The sequence below is a fragment of the Bradyrhizobium sp. DOA9 genome (genome assembly GCF_000617845.2).
GTDB lineage: Bacteria > Pseudomonadota > Alphaproteobacteria > Rhizobiales > Xanthobacteraceae > Bradyrhizobium.
On the sequence record NZ_DF820425.1, the window covers coordinates 476,079 to 491,989 of the forward strand.

Below are 15,911 nucleotides of genomic sequence, written 5' to 3' on the forward strand. Positions count from 1 at the left end.
TTTTTGCGAAAGAAACTCTTCTTTTCTGCGCCTGCCCCTCATCGGAAGACCGGTTCCCGCTTTTCCGGGCTTGCGCGTCACGCCACCGCACGCTCGCGATACATGGCTTCGATCTCGGCAGCGTAGCGCTTGTTCACGAAGCCGCGCTTCAACTTCATCGTCGGCGTCAGCTCCTCGTCCTCGGGCGTGAGCTGGCGCTCGATCAGGTAGAACCTCTTGATGGTCTCGACGCGGGCGAAATTGGCGTTGACCCCTTCGATCTCGCGCCAGATCAGGTCCTGGATCTCCGTCGCCCGGCACAGGCTGGCATAGTTCGTAAACGGGATGTCGTGGTCCTGGGCGAACTTCTCGACGTTCTCCTGGTCGATCATCACGAGGCAGGTGAGATAGGGCCGCTTGTCGCCGATCACGACGGCGTCCGAGATGTAGGGCGAAAACTTGAGCTGGTTCTCGATCTCGGACGGCGTGATGTTCTTGCCGCCGGAGGTGATGATGATGTCCTTCATCCGGTCGGTGATGCGGACGAAGCCCTCGTTGTCGATGGTGCCGACGTCGCCGGTGTGCAGCCAGCCGCGGGAATCGATCGTCTCTGCAGTTTTCTCCGGCTGGTTCAGGTAACCCATGAACAGGAAGTCGCCCTTGATCAGGATCTCGCCCTCGGGAGACAGCGCGACCTCGCCCCACGGCACCGAGGTGCCGACCGAGCCGAGCTTGATCCTGTCCGCGGGCATCATGGTGGCGACCCCGCAATTCTCGGTCTGGCCGTAGACCTCGTGCATGTCGAGGCCGAGCGCCAGGTACCAGCGGATCAGCTCCGGCGCGATCGGTGCTGCGCCGGTGAAGGCGATGCGGCAGCGGTCGAGCCCGATCATGCGGCGAATGTTGCGGAACGCGACCAGATAAGCGATGCGGTTGGCGATGCGCAAGCCTAGCGGCGGCGCCCTGCCCTCGAGCCGGCAATCGACCATGCCGTAGCCGACGCCGATGGCGCGGCGATAGACCCATTGCTGCAGCGGCGTCGCATCCTTCAGCGCGATGGTGATGGCGGAATAGAACTTTTCCCAGACGCGCGGCACCGCCAGAAAGGCGGTCGGCTGCACCTCGCGCAGATTGTCCGGCACGGTTTCCGGGCTTTCGGCAAAATTCATCACCGAGCCGAGCGCGACCGAGATGTAGTAGCCGCCGACGCGCTCGGCGACGTGGCAGAGCGGCAGGAAGACCAGGCGATCCTCGTCCTCCCGGGCCGGGATGAAGTCGTTGGCGTGCCGCATCTGGTGGGTGACGCTGCGATTGGCGTGCATCGCGCCCTTGGGCGGACCGGTGGTACCGGACGTATAGACGAGAATCGCGAGATCGGCGGCGGCGCGGCTGTCGATCATCTCCTGCCACAGCGCCTCGCGGCCGACCATGTGGTTGCGGCCGAGGGCGCGAAGCTCGTCGAGCGACATCACCATGTCGTCGGAGAAGCCGCTGAGGCCTTCCATGTCGAACACGATGATCCTCTGCAAGCTCGGGCAGCGCGCGCGGCAGGCAAGAATCTTGTCGAGCTGCTCCTCGTCCTCGGCGAAGATCACCTTCGTCGCGGAATCGTTGACGAGATACTCGACCTGGGACGAGGAATCGGTCGGATAGATTCCGCTGGAGACGCCGCCGGCGCACAATATGCCCATGTCGGCGTAGACCCATTCGGGCACGGCATTGGCGATGACGGAGGCGACGTCGCCGGGCATGAAGCCGACGGCGCGAAGCGCGTAGGCGATCTCCTTCGAGATCTCCAGCCACTCTCGCCAGCTCGTCGGCTGCCAGATGCCGAACTTCTTCTCGCGGATCGCCGGCCTGTCGCCCCGCGTCTCGGCGGCGCGCAGAAAGCTCTTCGCGATCGTATCAGCGACCGTCAGCATCGCCGCTCGGGCCATGCACCTCTCCTCCTCGTCGTCCTGCCCCCGCTGCCTGCCTTGCCGGCGGTCTATGTTGCGGACGGCAAGCTCATCTTACTGCCAGCTCGTCCTCACCGCCATGTCTTCTTCTTTTTCCAGCGCCGCTCGCCGCGCGCGCCCGCTTCCTTGGCGCCAAGGTAGAACTCCTGGATGTCCTGGGAATGCATCAAGCGGTCGCAGCTGTCGTTCATGACGATCCGGCCGATCTCCAGCACATAGCCGTAATGTGCGGTCTCCAGCGCCACCTTGGCGTTCTGCTCGACCAGGAGGATCGACATGCCCTGCTCCTCGTTGACCCGTCGGATGATGGTGAAGATCTCCTTCACCAGCAGCGGCGACAGGCCGAGTGAGGGCTCGTCGAGCAAGAGCAGCGTCGGCCGGTTCATCAGCGCGCGCCCGATCGCGAGCATCTGCTGCTCGCCGCCGGAGAGCTGGCCGGCCGGCTGGTTGATGCGCTCCTTCAGGCGCGGGAAATAGCCGTAGACCCGTTCCAGATCCTCCGCGACGCCGTCGCGATCCCGGCGCGGATAGGCGCCCATCATCAGGTTCTCGCGCACCGAGAGGAAAGGGAACACTTCCCGTCCCTCCGGCACGTGGCTGAGGCCAAGCCGCACGATCCTGTCGGCCTCCATGCGCTGGATCGGCTTGCCCATGAACTCGATCGCGCCCTTCTGCGGATCGAGAATGCCGGAGATCGTCTTCAGCACCGTGGTCTTGCCGGCGCCGTTGGCTCCGAGCAGCGTGACGATGCGGCCGCGCGGTACCTCAAGCGAGATGCCGCGGATCGCCATGATCGGCCCGTAATAGCTCTCGATGTTCGAGAGCTTCAGGATGGTTTCTGGCATCGCGGTCGCGTCCATCGCCTCAGGCTCCCAGATATGCGGCGACGACGTCGGGGTGCTGCTGCACCTCGGCCGGCGAGCCCATCGCCAGCACCCTTCCGTAGTTCAGCGCGATGACGCGATCGGAGACGCGGTTGACCAGCGACATGTCGTGCTCGACCATCAGCACGGTGACGCCGAGCTCGCTCTTCATGTCGCGGATCCAGAACGACATGTCGTCGGTCTCCTCGACATTGAGGCCGCTTGACGGCTCGTCGAGCAGGATCAGCTTCGGCTCCGAGCACAGCGCACGCGCCAGCTCGATCACCTTGCGCACGCCGTAGGGAAGGCCCGAGATCAGCTTGTCGCGGTAGGGTTCGAGGTCGAGGAACTCGATGACCTGCTCGACCCGGCGGCGGTGCACCTTCTCGTTGGCCCGCACGCTCGGCAGGAACAAGAGCTCCTGCCACAGCTGCGTGCTCGAATGGCGGTGGCGGCCGACCAGAAGGTTCGACAGCACGGTGGAGTTCTCGAACAGCTCGATGTTCTGGAAGGTGCGGGCGATGCCGAGCTTGGCGATGTCGTAGGGCGGTTGCTCGGTGATGTCCTGATCCTCGAAGAAGATGCGGCCCGAGGTCGGCCGGTAGATCCGCGAGATCAGGTTGAAGATCGAGCTCTTGCCGGCGCCGTTCGGCCCGATGATCGAGAGGATCTCGCCCTTCTCCACCGCGAACGACACCGCATCGACCGCCTTGAGGCCGCCGAAATGCAGCGACAGGTTCTCGGCGCGGAAATAGCTCATCGGTTGCGCTCCGACTTCACGTAGATCTTCTGCCGCTTGAAGGTGGCGCGCTTGTAGAGCGGGAACAGCTGGAAGAAGAGTTTTATCTTCAGCCAGCGGCCGTAGAGCCCGAGCGGCTCGAACAAGACGAACAACACGATGATGATGCCGTAGATCGCGCCCTTCAGCCCGTTGAGCGATGCGAACGCCGCGACGCTCGACTGGATGCTTCCCGCGGTGGCCGGGCCAGCGCCGAATGTCGCGGCAATGCCGGCGATGATGCCGGGCATGTCGTCCTTCAGATAGGTGAGGAACGGATCGATCATCACGATGAAGATCGCCCCCAGAACGGCGCCGTGCAGGCTGAAGGTGCCGCCGATCAGGATCACGATGATGAACTCGATCGAGAGCTGCAGCGTGAACATCTCGGGCGAGATGAACGAGAGCTTGTGCGCGAACAGCACGCCGGCAAAGCCGGTGATCGCCGCCGAGATCGCGAACGACTTCACCTTGTAGAGCGCGACATTGACGCCCATGCTGCGCGCCGCCGTCTCGGAGTCGCGGATCGCGACGAAGGCGCGGCCTGTCGGCGAACGCAGCAGATTGAGCGTGCCGACGATGGTCAGCACGAGAACGGCAAGGCAGAGGTAATAGAAGGTCGGACTGTCGCGCGGGACGGTGACGCCGAGCAGCGACAGCGTCTTGACCCGCATGCCCTCGTTGCCGTGGGTGACGCTCTCCCACCGCGCCAGGATCTCCTCGACGATCAGGGCAAAGGAAATGGTGGCGATGACGAGATAGATGCCGGTCAGGCGCAAGGCGGGAAAACCGACCAACGCGCCGATGAGGCCGGTCAAGGCGCCGGCGGCGAGGAAGTAGACCGGGAACGGCACGTTGTATTTCTGCAGGTAAGCCGCGGTATAGGCGCCGATCGCGAGGAACGCGGCGTGCCCGAGCGAGGCCTGGCCGGTGAAGCCGGTCAGGATCAACAGCGCCACGCCGACGATCGCGTAGATGCAGACGAAAACCAGCTGGCTCATCAGATAGCTGGACAGCACGTGAGGCGCGATCAGCAGCAGCGCGAGCAGGACGCCGTAAGTGACGAGATAGCCCGAATGCGGGAACAGCTTGATGTCGTCTTCATAGTCGGTCTTGAACAGGAAGCGCATCGCGTTCAGACCTTCTTGCGGACGTGGAGGCCGAACAGGCCCTCGGGCTTCAGCAGCAGCACGGTGAGCAGCACGAGGTAGGGCGCGACGTCCTTCCAGCCCTCGGGCAGGTAAAAGCCGGCCATGCTTTCGATCACACCGATCAGGACGCCGCCGACCACGGCGCCCGGGATCGAGCCGAAACCGCCGAGCACCGCGGCCGGAAACGCCTTCAGGCCGAGCACGAGGCCGACATTGGAATGGATGAAGGTGATCGGCGCCAGCAGCACGCCGGCACAGGTCGCGACCGCTGCGCTGATCGCCCAGACCACCGACACCACGCGCTTGACGGGAATGCCCATGTAATAGGCCGCCAGCATATTCTCGGAGCTGGCGCGCATCGCGGTGCCGAGCGTAGTCTTGTTGAAGAACAGCCAGAGCAGCGTGCACAGGATCATCGTCGCCGCGATCACCGAGAGCTTGTCGTAGGCAAGCACCAGTGAGCCCATCCGCAGCACACCCTGGCTGAACGGCGTCTCGATCTTCAGGTCGTCGGTGCCCCAGATCATGCCGGCGATCGAGCGCAGGAAATAGCCGAGGCCGATCGTGGCCATGATGATGGAGAATTGCGGATAGCCGAGGATCGGCCGCACCACGACCCGCTCGGCCAGCATGCCGAACAGCGCCATCGCCGCCACCGCACCGGCAAAGCCGATCCAGTAGTTCAGGCCCATCATGCCGATGAAGGTGAAGGCGAAGAAGCCGCCCAGCATCATCAGATCGCCCTGGGCGAAATTGACGACCTCGGTGGCCTTGTAGACGAGGACGAAGCCGAGCGCGATCAGGCCGTAGACGCAGCCGAGCGCAACACCGCTGACCAGCTGCTGAACGAAATCCAGCATCGCCGCGCATCCTCCCGACGCAGCCGGCGGGCTCTCTTGGTCGCCTTGCCGCATCTTGTGTCCAGTCGCTACGCAGTCGTATCGCTGCGTTCGCGCCACTTGTCCGGAATCAATTCAGCCTCAACGCCCGCGTGCTGTCAACAAACGGTGACTTGTCGGGACGCCTTGCCTTTAGTCCAATCCGGTTGGCGGAATTTGCGGCGGTGCGATTCACGGTGCCGAAACATCTTCGGGGCATGGTCGCGGGCGATGCAAACCGGATGGTGTGGCCGTCATGAAGCCGGACAGCTCGGCGCTGGAAGTTAAGGGGTTAACGAAGCGTTTTGACCGCCTGGCGGTCGACGGCCTCGATCTCACCATCCACGCCGGCGAATTCTACGCGCTGGTCGGCCCCAACGGCGCCGGCAAGACCACCACGTTACGCATGGTTGCGGGCCTGCTCAGGCCCGATGCCGGCGCCGTGTCGATCTTCGGCATCGATGCGCTCCAGGACCCCGTCGCCGCCAAGCAGGTGATGGCCTGGGTCTCCGACGAGCCCATGATCTATGACAAGCTCACCCCGCTCGAATACCTCGAATTCGTCGCCGGCCTCTGGGGCATCGCGCCGTCGAACGCGCAACCGGTCGCCGAGGAACTGCTCGATTCGCTCGGGCTCGAGGCGCATTGGCACGAGCGCTGCGAGGGCTTTTCCAAGGGCATGCGCCAGAAGGTCGCCCTCGCAGGGGCGCTGGTGCACGACCCCCGCCTCATCATCCTCGATGAACCCTTGACGGGGCTCGATGCCGTCTCCGCCCGCCATGTGAAAGGCCTGCTCGGCGCGCGTGTCCGCGCCGGCTGCACCGTCATCATGACCACGCACATCCTCGAGGTCGCCGAGCGCATGGCCGACCGCATCGGCGTGATCGCCTCCGGCCGCCTCGTCGCCGAAGGCACGCTCACCGAGCTGCGCCAGCAGAACGGCCATGCCGACACCAGCCTGGAAGATCTCTTCATCGCGCTGGTGACGCTTCAGGAAGCGGCATGAGCTCGGCCACCGCGCTGTCCTGGTTCGCCCGTCACGAGCTGCGGCTCGCCTGGCGCGAATGGCTCGCCATGATGACGGGCGGGCGGCGTAAACGGGCACGCGCGGCAATGATCGGCCTGTTGTGCTTCGCCGCGCTGCTCCACTTGCCGGCCTGGGCGGTGATCGGCCGTTTCGCCGACCTGCAGCTGCCGCTCGACAGATCCTCGCTGATCGTGATTTCGGCGACGATCTTTTTCGCCTGGACCTTAATGCTGTCGCAGGCGATCGAATCGGTGACACGGGTATTTTACGCCCGCGCCGATCTCGACTTGATCATGTCCTCGCCGGCGCGGCTCGCCAATCTGTTCTCGGTCCGCATCGCCGCGATCGCGCTGACCGTCACCGTGCTCGCGCTGCTGTTCTCGACACCCTTCATCGACGTTCTCGTGATCGGCGGCGGCGCGCGCTGGCTCGCGGCCTTCGGCGTCGTCATTGCGATGGGCCTGTCCGCGGCGGCGATCGCGATCGCCGTCACCATTCTCCTGTTCCGGCTGATCGGCCCGGCGCGGACGCGCCTGATCGCACAGATCCTCGCCGCCATCATCGGCGCGGGCTTCGTGATCGCGCTTCAGGTCGCCGCGATCATGTCCTACGGCACGCTGTCGCGCTTCACCATCCTGACCTCGGGCAGCATTGCCGCCTACGCCCCCGACGTCGACAGCATCTGGTGGTGGCCGGCGCGGGCAGCGATGGGCGATAGCGAGGCGCTGGCGCTGCTTCTCGCGCTCGCCCTGGTCATGCTCGGCGGCGTGATGGCGATCTTCTCGCACCGCTTTGCCGACACCGCGATCGATGCGGCGGCCAACGCCACGTCCGGCCGCGTCCATACCCAGGACCGCCCGTTCCGCGGCGGATCGCGCCAGCAGGCGCTGCGTCGCAAGGAATTCATGCTGCTATGGCGCGATCCATGGCTGATCTCGCAGACCTTGATGCAGCTGCTCTATCTGGTGCCACCGGCGCTACTGCTCTGGCGCAATTTTGCCGACAGCTCCGCGGCGCTGACGCTGATCACGCCCGTCATCGTCATGGCGGCCGGACAGCTTGCCGGCGGGCTCGCCTGGCTGACGATCTCGGGCGAGGACGCCCCTGACCTGGTCGCGACCGCGCCCTTGATGCCGTCCGGCATCATCCGCGCCAAGATCGAGGTGGTGCTGATCGCGATCGCCGTGATCTTCGCTCCGCTGCTGGCAGCACTGGCGCTCGCCTCGCCCTATCAGGCCGCGATCAGTTCCGTCGCGGTCATCATCAGCGCAGCCTCGGCGACCGCGATCCAGCTCTGGTTCCGGGTACAGGCGAGGCGCAGCCAATTCCGGCGCCGCCAGACGTCCTCACGGCTTGCGACCTTCGCCGAGGCCTTCTCCTCGATCGGCTGGGCCGCCAGCGCCGCACTGCTGCTCGCCCTGCCCCTGGCCGGCCTCATCAGCGGCCTGATCACCGCAGCACTCGTCACGATCACCTGGAAGTTCAGCCCGCGCCGGGAGTGAGGGGGCCTTGAAAGTAAGGAGAAACTTCCTTACTTATCGAAGGATCTCAAGGATTGAGGGAATCCAATGAGCACGCTCACCGTTACGGCGAAAGGGCAGGTTACGCTCCGGAAAGACCTTTTGGAGCACCTTGGTGTGCATCCCGGCGACAAGATTTCGATAGAAAAGCTCCCTGGGGGGCGAGTTGAGGTGAGGGCAGTTCGGCCCACCGGAAAGATTTCGGATGCGTTCGGCTTCCTGAAAGGGAAAACGAACGGTCGATCGCTTTCGATCGAAGAGATGAACGAGATCATAGCTGACGGCTGGGCCGGCAAGCGATGAAGATCACACCAGACACCAATGTCCTGGTACGGGTTCTGGTCGGGGATAATGCCGAACAGAGCAAAGCAGCCGAAGCCATCCTCAAAAAGGCAGACGTAGTCGCCATCTCGATCTCGGCACTGTGCGAGTTGGCCTGGGTCCTCTCGCGAGGCTACAAGACTTCCGCTGAGAATATCGCGGCGTCTATCCGGCACTTCATCAGCGCCTCCAATGTGGTCGTCAACCGGCCTCTGGCTGAGGCTGGGTTGGCGCTCCTCGATGCTGGCGGCGATTTTGCCGATGGGATCATTGCTCATGAAGGCTATTGGCTTGGCGCCGAGACCTTCGTTTCATTCGATAAGAAGGCCTTAAAGCTGGTAGAGGCAAGCGGCGGATTGGCGCGGCTGCCGTAGCGGCGCATGACGTCGCGCAAATTCGACGATACACTCTCGCCGAATGCGCAACGGGTGATCGCGTTATGCCTCGACTGGTCCTGACGATCTTTGCCTTCTTCGGCTTGCTCCTCTCGCCTGCCCTCGCCCAGCAGCCACAGCGCAGCGAATGTCTGGCGATGGCCAACGCGACGCCGCGGGCGATGCCGGTCGCGTTCCGGCCGACAGCGGGCTCTGCCGAGGTCGAGATCACCTATGCCGGCCATTCCACCTACTACATCGACACGCCCGGCGGCCTGCGCATCGCCACCGATTATAGCGGCGCCTATCAGGTCGGCCGGCTGCCCGACGTCGTGACCATGAACCGCGCCCACAGCACCCATTACACGCTCTTTCCGGACAAGCGCATTCCCCACGTGCTGCATGGCTGGAGCGAGGACGGCAAGCCGGCGATCGTGTCGGAACGCATCGGCGACACCTTTGTCCGCAACGTCACCACCGACATCCGCCGCTATTACGGCGACGATGCCGGCGCGGACATGATCCGCGACGGCAATTCCATCTTCATCTTCGAGGCGGCCGGCCTCTGCATCGGCCATCTCGGCCACCTCCATCACAAGCTCGACGACAGCCATTTCGCCCAGATCGGACGGCTCGACATCGTGATGGTGCCGATCGACGGCACCTACACCATGTCGCTCGAAGGGATCTCGGACATCACCAAGCGCTTGCGCGCCTCGGTGGTGCTGCCGATGCACCGCTTCGCCACCCCGCTCGACGACTTCATGCGCCGGATCGGCCAGCAGTTCGAGATCGACCGGCGCATCGAGCGCTCGTTCCGGATGTCGCGGGATACGTTGCCGACGAAGCCGACGGTGATCATCCTCGACGGGGTCTGAGACGCAATTTTCTCCAAGCCGGCCATTGGCGGGTCATGCTGATCTCCCTGCAACAGGAGAGCGACATGACCGACTTTGCGCGACTATTGCACGCGGACGGGCCCAACCCCGAGCACGCCGCGGCGCTCCAGCTCTACGGCCGCTTCGTCGGCGACTGGGACGCCGAGATCACGGCCTTTGGACCGGACGGAACGAGCCACACCGCGCCGGGCGAGATCCATTTCGGCTGGGTGCTGGAAGGCCGTGCGGTGCAGGACGTGTGGATCATTCCCCGGCAAGCGGGCGGCGCGGCCTTTCCGATCGCCGGCAATTGGTACGGCACGACGCTGCGCGTTTACGATCCGGGCATCGATGCGTGGCGGATTTCGTGGCTCGATCCGGGCCGCCGCGTGTTCCGGCAGCAGATCGGCCGTCCCCGTGGCGACGACATCATGCAGGAAGGCACGACCGAAGCCGGCGACCTGACGCGCTGGAGCTTTACGGAGATCACCGGCGACTCCTTCCTTTGGCGTGGAGAGGTCAAGCCGGCCACGGCAGCGGACTGGCGGCTGGTGGTCGAGGTGAGAGCGACACGGCGGAGGGCCTGACGGCGATCCCGCTTTGCTCGCGATGATGGGCGCGGATGCGCAAGGCGCGCTGCCCCGTGCGGAGATGAGGTGCTAGGCTCCCGACCCTAAAACATAGGGAGCGAACGCCGATGGCAGCAAGCGGTGTGCCCGCCAACACGAGCGGGCTATTCGTCGATCCGCGCGAGGACTGGCTCGCGCTGCACCGGGAGGAGATCATCGATCCGCTGCGGCCGATCGTCGATCCCCATCACCATCTGTGGAATCGCGGGCACCGCTATCTGATCGAGGAGATGTCGGCCGACATCGCCTCCGGTCACAACGTCATCGCCACCGTCTATGTCGACTGCCGTTCGATGTATCGCGCGCATGGGCCGGAAGCATTCCGCCCGGTCGGCGAGGTCGAGTTCGCCAACGGCGTTGCCGCCATGAGCGCGAGCGGTGGCTACGGCAAGGCCGCGATCTGCGCCGGCATCGTCAGCCACGCCAATCTGCTGCTCGGCGAGGCCGCGAAGGGCGTGCTGGAAGCCGAGATCGCCGCCGGCAACGGCCGCTTTCGCGGCATCCGGCATTCCTCGGCCTGGGACGAAGATCCTGTCGTCGCCGGCATGTATGCGAACAGGCCGAAGGGATTGTTGCAGGACCCGATCTTCCGCAAAGGCTTTGCCTGCCTCGCGCCGCTCAAGCTCAGCTTCGATGCCTGGCTGTTCCATCCGCAGATCGGCGAGCTCACGGCGCTGGCGCGCGCCTTCCCCGACACCAGGATCGTGCTCGACCATTGCGGCGGCCCGGCCGGAATCGGCCGCTTCGCCGGTCGGCGCGAGGAGGTGTTTGCGCAATGGCGCGCCTCGATCCGGGAGATCGCGACATGCGAGAACGTGGTTGTGAAGCTCGGTGGTCTCGCGATGTGCCTGCTCGGCTATGACTTCCATTTGCGCGAGAGGCCGCCGACGTCCGAGGAGCTTGCCGCGGCGTGGCGGCCCTATGTCGAGACCTGCATCGAGGCGTTCGGCCCGAAACGTGCGATGTTCGAAAGCAATTTCCCGCCGGACAAGGGCCAATGCAGCTACCAGGTGATCTTCAATGCCTTCAAGCGTATCGCCTCAAAGCTGAGCGACGCCGAAAGGACCGCATTGTTCTCGCAGACCGCGATCGACGTCTACCGGCTCGAGCTGCCGTCATGACGAAAAGAGGGGCCGGGACATGGATCCCGACCCCTCTTCGTCGTGGCCGCTGGGAAGCGTCCTTGAAACGTGGTTGCGAGCTCTAGCCGGCGCCCATCAGCGAGGCGGGACGCGGCGCGCCGGTGGAGGTGAAGATCTTCTTCAGCTTGTTGACGACGCGGATCAGGAAACCGATCATCACCGGATTGGTCTTGCGGCAGAAGGCGATCTTCTTGACGTGGCCTTCGACATGCCATTTGGCATGCGCGCCGTCGCGGAAGAAAATCACGTCGCCGGGACCGTAGCGCTTGGGCGGCATGCCGTCGCTTTCGAGCACGATCGATCCTTCCATGATCATGATCGTCTCGTCGATGTCGTAGTACCAGTTGAAGCGGCCTTCGGTGCAGTGCCAGATGATCGTTTGCGCGGTACCGTCGGCGCTGGTCGACAGCACGCGGGAGCGGGATATCGGATTACCCTCGATGATCCAGGACGGCTCGATCGGCCGCAGCTCGAGCTCGACATTGCAACTACCGATTTCAATCAATGCGCGCGACATCTGCTTCCCCAGAAGATATAATATGAATGGCCGGGTCTCGGCCCGGATTGTTTCGAAAGAAGTTGGGACGCTAGTAGCCGGTTTTTAATTCTTTCTTACATGGCACTCGACAATCAGCCCTGAGTTGCAGGTGCGAACGGTTAACATCACGATTTCCTCTGCGAATTCGTACACATGAACCGATCCTGTCCGGGGTGCGACAAAGTGCGCAAAGTATTGGGAAGGAGCCGCACCGATGTCCCTCACGCCCGAGATCCTGACAGCCAGCAGCGAAGTCGTCGCCAGGCTCCGCAGGCTCGATGTCTCCTTCGCGACGGACGAAGAGCCCTGGTTCACCATCGACGGCGTCGAAAGCCCGCGGCACATCGGCACCGACGGCTCCGGCAGCGCGTTCGTGCTGCTGCCGTCGCAGAATGTGCTCTATGTCTCATCGGACGGCCGCGCGGGCATCATCGCGGAGAGCTTTGAAGCTTTCATCCAGCTCGTCGTCGCCCACCCCTATTGGCGCGACATCCTCAAATTCTCCGGCGGCGGCGACCTTGCCGAAATGCGGCGCGCGGCGAAAGCGCTGGAGACGACGCTCGACGACGAACGAGGGGTCAACGAGGCCCGCGAAGACACTCGCGGCGCGCTCGCACTGGCGGAGGCGGATGACCCGGTCGGTGCGCTCTACGAGGCGGTGGCAGCGTCCGACGCGATCGTGCGGGCCACCGACGGCAGCCCGTTCACGACATTGTTCAACCGCTTCAGCATCGACGACAACCCCACCCCGCGCAACGCGGCGGCGTGAGAGCGCGGTAGACGTGACTCTACTGAGGTCTATCGGGCCGATCCTTACCTCTCCCCAGCGGGGAGAGGTCGGATTGCGCAGCAATCCGGGTGAGGGGCCGCGGCGGTCGGTGAGACTGTAACCCCTCACGCGGATCGCATCTATCGATGCGACCCGACACCCTACGGGAGAAGTGAAGGCTACTTCGCCCATTCGCCCTTGCGGAAGACGGGCACCTTGCTGCCGTCCGCCAGGATGCCGTCAATGTCGGTCTCGGCCGAGCCGATCATCCAGTCGATATGGATCAGGCTCTGATTGCCGCCTTGCGCCGCGATCTGCTGGGGCGTCAGCTGGGCGCCGTTGACGAAGCATTTCGAATAGCACTGACCGAGCGCGATGTGCGAGGCCGCGTTCTCGTCGAACAGCGTGTTGTAGAACAACAGCCCGCTCTGCGAGATCGGCGAGGAATGCGGCACCAACGCCACTTCGCCGAGGCGCCGCGCGCCCTCGTCGGTGTCGAGCACCTTGTTCAGCACTTCGGCGCCGCGCGAGGCCTTTGCGTCGACGATCTTGCCGTCCTCGAACCGCACCGCGATGTTGTCGATCAGCGTGCCCTGGTAGGACAGCGGCTTGGAGCTCACCACATGGCCGTAGACGCGGCGGCAATGCGGCGTGGTGAAGACCTCTTCGGTCGGGATGTTGGCGTTGCAGCTGATGCCGTTCTTGGACAGCGAGGCGCCGCCTTCCCATTCGTGTCCGTCGGCGAGACCGATGGTGAGGTCGGTGCCCGGCCCCGAATATTGCAGCGCGCGAAAACGCTGGCCGTTGAGCCAGTTGGTGCGCTCGCGCAGCACCGCATTGTGGCTCGCCCAATTGCCGATCGCATCCTCGCGGTCCACCCGCGACGCGGCGAAGATCGCATCCGCAAGCTTGCCGATCGCGATATCTTCCGGATCGTTCGGGAACACCTGCTTGGCCCAGGACGGGCTCGGATAGGCGATGATGTTCCAGTTGGTGTCGAAATTGACGATCTTCTCCAGCGCGGGCTGGTAGGCCATCGAATTGGCCTTGCTGGCGCGCGCCACCTTGGAAGGATCCTCGCCCGACAGCAGCATCGGGTTGTCCCCTACGATGGCGAGCCGTGCGGTGTTGTCCGAGAACGCCTTGGCCATGCCCTCGTAGAGCCAGCCCGCGGCTCGATCGAAACTGTTGTCGTGGCCGTGGCGGTAGCGGGCCAGCGTCATTTCCTCGTCCGACAGGATCGGCGTCACGAGGCCGGCGCCGGCCTTGTAGGCATGCACGGCGATCCGCCGCACCAGGGGCAGCGCGATTGCGGGCGCGGTCAGAAGCAGGTCCTGTCCCAGCCGCAAGCCCAGGCCCACCTTCACCGCCACCTCGGCCAGCCGGTCGAGCTTCACCGGGTCGATGGGAGTGGAAGTCTTGTGATCAGTCATGCCGGGCCCTCTGCCGAAAGTCGCTCACTCAATTTAAGTCTAGCACCGCGAGACACAAGTATGCGAGCGTCTTGCGGCCCTGGGAAGATACGCGGTTTCACGCATTTTGGTTTTCAACGCGTTGCCGATGCCAGCACCCGATCGACCATGGCAGGCGCGAGTCCCAGGTAATTTTTCGGTGAGGTGAGCGCCTCGATTGTGGCGCGATCGATGCGGCTCGATACCCGTGAATCCGCGGATAGCGCATCAGCAAGGCTCATCCCCTTCTCGTTGGCCTGGCGGCAGGCGTCATAAACGACGTCATGTGCCTCCTGCCGGCCGATCTGCGGGGCGAGGCCCATCATGACCGCTTCGGCCACAATCAGGCCCCGGCTGAGGGCGAGATTGTCGTTCATCTTCGCCTCGTCCACGATCAGGCCTGCGAGCGCGAACTTCGCCTGGTGCAGCGCGCCGGCGGTCAGCACGAAGCTCTCGGGGATCGCCATCCATTCCGCGTGCCAGGGGCCTGTCGCACGCTCGAAATCCTGCACCATGGCGTCGAGCATCAGGCCGGCATGCTGGCGCACCGCCTTGGAGGCCGCGAGCATCAACTCCGAGGAGATCGGGTTGCGCTTCTGCGGCATGGTCGAGGAGGCGCCGCGCCCCTTGACGAAGGGCTCGTAGACCTCGGCGAACTCGGTCGAAGCCATGATCATGATGTCGAGCGCGATCTTGCCGAGCGAGCCGGTGACGAGCGCGAGGAAGTTCACGGCCTCGGCAAAGCCGTCGCGTGCGACGTGCCAAGTCGAGGCGGGAACACCGAGCTCCAGCTCGGCGCAGAGCGCTTCCTGCACCTCGAACCCCCTGTCGCCGAGCGAGGCCAGCGTGCCGGCGGCACCGGCGAACTGGCCGACCAGCACGCGCGGCTTCAGCTGCGCCAGCCGCTCGGCGTGGCGATCGAACATCGCCAGCCAGATCGCGGACTTGTAGCCAAACGTCACCGGCAGCGCCTGCTGCAGATGGGTGCGCCCCGCCATCGCCGTGTCGCGATGGCGCTTCGACAGATCGGCGAGGATCTTGCGCAGCTCGGCGATGTCGCGCTCGACGATCCCGAGCGCGGCGCGCAGTTGCAGCACCACGGCGGTGTCCATGATGTCCTGCGTGGTGGCGCCCCAATGCACGTAGCGGCCCGCCTCACCGCATTGCTTCACCATCTGATGCACCAAAGGCAGGATCGGATAGCCGACGACATCGGTCTCCTGCCTGAGCAGATCGAAATCCAGCGCGGCGACGTCGGTCCGCGCCGCGATCGCGGCCGCTGCCTCCTGTGGAATCACACCGCACTTCGCCTCCGCCTTCGCCAGCGCCACCTCGACCTCGGCATAGCGCGCCACCGTCGCGACGTCGGAGAACACCTCGCGCATCTCGGACGTGCCGAAGGCGTCGCGAAACAGCAGGGAATCGAGCACGGTGGTGGCGGCGGGAAAAGCAGGCATGGCATTTCTTTATGATTGGCGTTTTGTGTGGGCGACAGCTTACGCAGGCCGCGCAGCTCGGCAAAGGACATTAGCAGTTTCACCACACATTCGTCCCGCCATCGCCGTCATCCCGAGGTGCCGGAGCGAAGCGCAGGGCCTCGAAGGATGGACGGCTCGACTGCATCGTGGCCGTTCATCCTTCGAGGCTCCGCGTAC

Annotated in this window: 16 protein-coding genes; 8 read left to right on the forward strand and 8 right to left on the reverse strand. The window is 64.4% G+C overall.

Annotated features, from left to right (window positions below; all coding sequences use genetic code 11):
- Positions 1–77 precede the first annotated feature (77 nt).
- From BDOA9_RS02115 to BDOA9_RS02135, 5 genes are all read right to left on the reverse strand, one after another.
- Positions 78–1,916, reverse strand: coding sequence for an AMP-dependent synthetase/ligase (locus BDOA9_RS02115; protein WP_025032298.1), 1,839 nt, complete (start codon positions 1,914–1,916; stop codon positions 78–80).
- A gap of 92 nt (positions 1,917–2,008) precedes the next feature.
- A complete protein-coding gene (locus tag BDOA9_RS02120; RefSeq protein WP_025032299.1) occupies positions 2,009–2,797 on the reverse strand; it encodes an ABC transporter ATP-binding protein in 789 nt (262 codons plus the stop codon).
- A gap of 4 nt (positions 2,798–2,801) precedes the next feature.
- Entirely contained in the window at positions 2,802–3,560 is a 759-nt protein-coding gene (locus BDOA9_RS02125) for an ABC transporter ATP-binding protein (protein ID WP_025032300.1), read from the reverse strand.
- Complete coding sequence (locus BDOA9_RS02130) at positions 3,557–4,708, reverse strand: branched-chain amino acid ABC transporter permease (RefSeq protein WP_025032301.1); 1,152 nt, start codon at positions 4,706–4,708, stop codon at positions 3,557–3,559. The genes BDOA9_RS02125 and BDOA9_RS02130 overlap by 4 nt, the downstream gene beginning before the upstream one ends.
- 5 nt (positions 4,709–4,713) lie before the next feature.
- Positions 4,714–5,589, reverse strand: coding sequence for a branched-chain amino acid ABC transporter permease (locus BDOA9_RS02135; protein ID WP_025032302.1), 876 nt, complete (start codon positions 5,587–5,589; stop codon positions 4,714–4,716).
- 274 nt (positions 5,590–5,863) lie between these two features.
- On the opposite strand from BDOA9_RS02135, the gene BDOA9_RS02140 reads away from it, so the two are divergent.
- The 7 genes from BDOA9_RS02140 (at position 5,864) to BDOA9_RS02170 (ending at position 11,477) form a co-directional block, all read left to right on the forward strand.
- Positions 5,864–6,613: an ABC transporter ATP-binding protein gene (locus BDOA9_RS02140; protein ID WP_025032303.1), complete on the forward strand. Its 750-nt coding sequence runs from the start codon at positions 5,864–5,866 to the stop codon at positions 6,611–6,613.
- Positions 6,610–8,136 (forward strand): hypothetical protein, encoded by a 1,527-nt coding sequence (locus BDOA9_RS02145; protein WP_025032304.1) that lies wholly within the window; start codon positions 6,610–6,612, stop codon positions 8,134–8,136. Before BDOA9_RS02140 ends, BDOA9_RS02145 begins: the two co-directional genes overlap by 4 nt.
- Positions 8,137–8,202: 66 nt before the next feature.
- On the forward strand, positions 8,203–8,457 hold the full coding sequence (locus BDOA9_RS02150) for an AbrB/MazE/SpoVT family DNA-binding domain-containing protein (RefSeq protein ID WP_025032305.1): 255 nt from the start codon (positions 8,203–8,205) through the stop codon (positions 8,455–8,457).
- The gene (locus BDOA9_RS02155; protein WP_025032306.1) at positions 8,454–8,849 is read left to right on the forward strand and encodes a type II toxin-antitoxin system VapC family toxin; all 396 of its coding nucleotides are present in this window, start codon (positions 8,454–8,456) and stop codon (positions 8,847–8,849) included. Before BDOA9_RS02150 ends, BDOA9_RS02155 begins: the two co-directional genes overlap by 4 nt.
- 65 nt (positions 8,850–8,914) lie before the next feature.
- On the forward strand, positions 8,915–9,727 hold the full coding sequence (locus BDOA9_RS02160; RefSeq protein ID WP_025032307.1) for an MBL fold metallo-hydrolase: 813 nt from the start codon (positions 8,915–8,917) through the stop codon (positions 9,725–9,727).
- 65 nt (positions 9,728–9,792) lie between these two features.
- Positions 9,793–10,314, forward strand: coding sequence for a hypothetical protein (locus BDOA9_RS02165; protein ID WP_025032308.1), 522 nt, complete (start codon positions 9,793–9,795; stop codon positions 10,312–10,314).
- Between the two features lie 110 nt (positions 10,315–10,424).
- Positions 10,425–11,477: an amidohydrolase family protein gene (locus tag BDOA9_RS02170; RefSeq protein WP_025032309.1), complete on the forward strand. Its 1,053-nt coding sequence runs from the start codon at positions 10,425–10,427 to the stop codon at positions 11,475–11,477.
- An 82-nt stretch (positions 11,478–11,559) separates the two neighbouring features.
- Here the strand turns inward: BDOA9_RS02170 and BDOA9_RS02175 are convergent, their stop codons facing one another.
- Entirely contained in the window at positions 11,560–12,015 is a 456-nt protein-coding gene (locus tag BDOA9_RS02175) for a cupin domain-containing protein (protein WP_025032310.1), read from the reverse strand.
- A gap of 235 nt (positions 12,016–12,250) precedes the next feature.
- Here BDOA9_RS02175 and BDOA9_RS02180 point away from each other — a divergent pair, with 235 nt between their 5' ends.
- Positions 12,251–12,805 carry a hypothetical protein gene (locus BDOA9_RS02180; protein WP_025032311.1) on the forward strand — a complete coding sequence of 185 codons (555 nt, stop codon included), beginning with the start codon at positions 12,251–12,253 and terminating at the stop codon, positions 12,803–12,805.
- Positions 12,806–12,984: 179 nt separating this feature from the next.
- Here the strand turns inward: BDOA9_RS02180 and BDOA9_RS02185 are convergent, their stop codons facing one another.
- Both BDOA9_RS02185 and pcaB read right to left on the reverse strand, forming a co-directional pair.
- The gene (locus BDOA9_RS02185) at positions 12,985–14,238 is read right to left on the reverse strand and encodes an aminopeptidase (protein WP_025032312.1); all 1,254 of its coding nucleotides are present in this window, start codon (positions 14,236–14,238) and stop codon (positions 12,985–12,987) included.
- 113 nt (positions 14,239–14,351) lie between these two features.
- Positions 14,352–15,713, reverse strand: a complete 1,362-nt coding sequence (pcaB, locus tag BDOA9_RS02190) for a 3-carboxy-cis,cis-muconate cycloisomerase (RefSeq protein WP_025032313.1) — start codon at positions 15,711–15,713, stop codon at positions 14,352–14,354.
- Positions 15,714–15,911 lie beyond the last annotated feature (198 nt).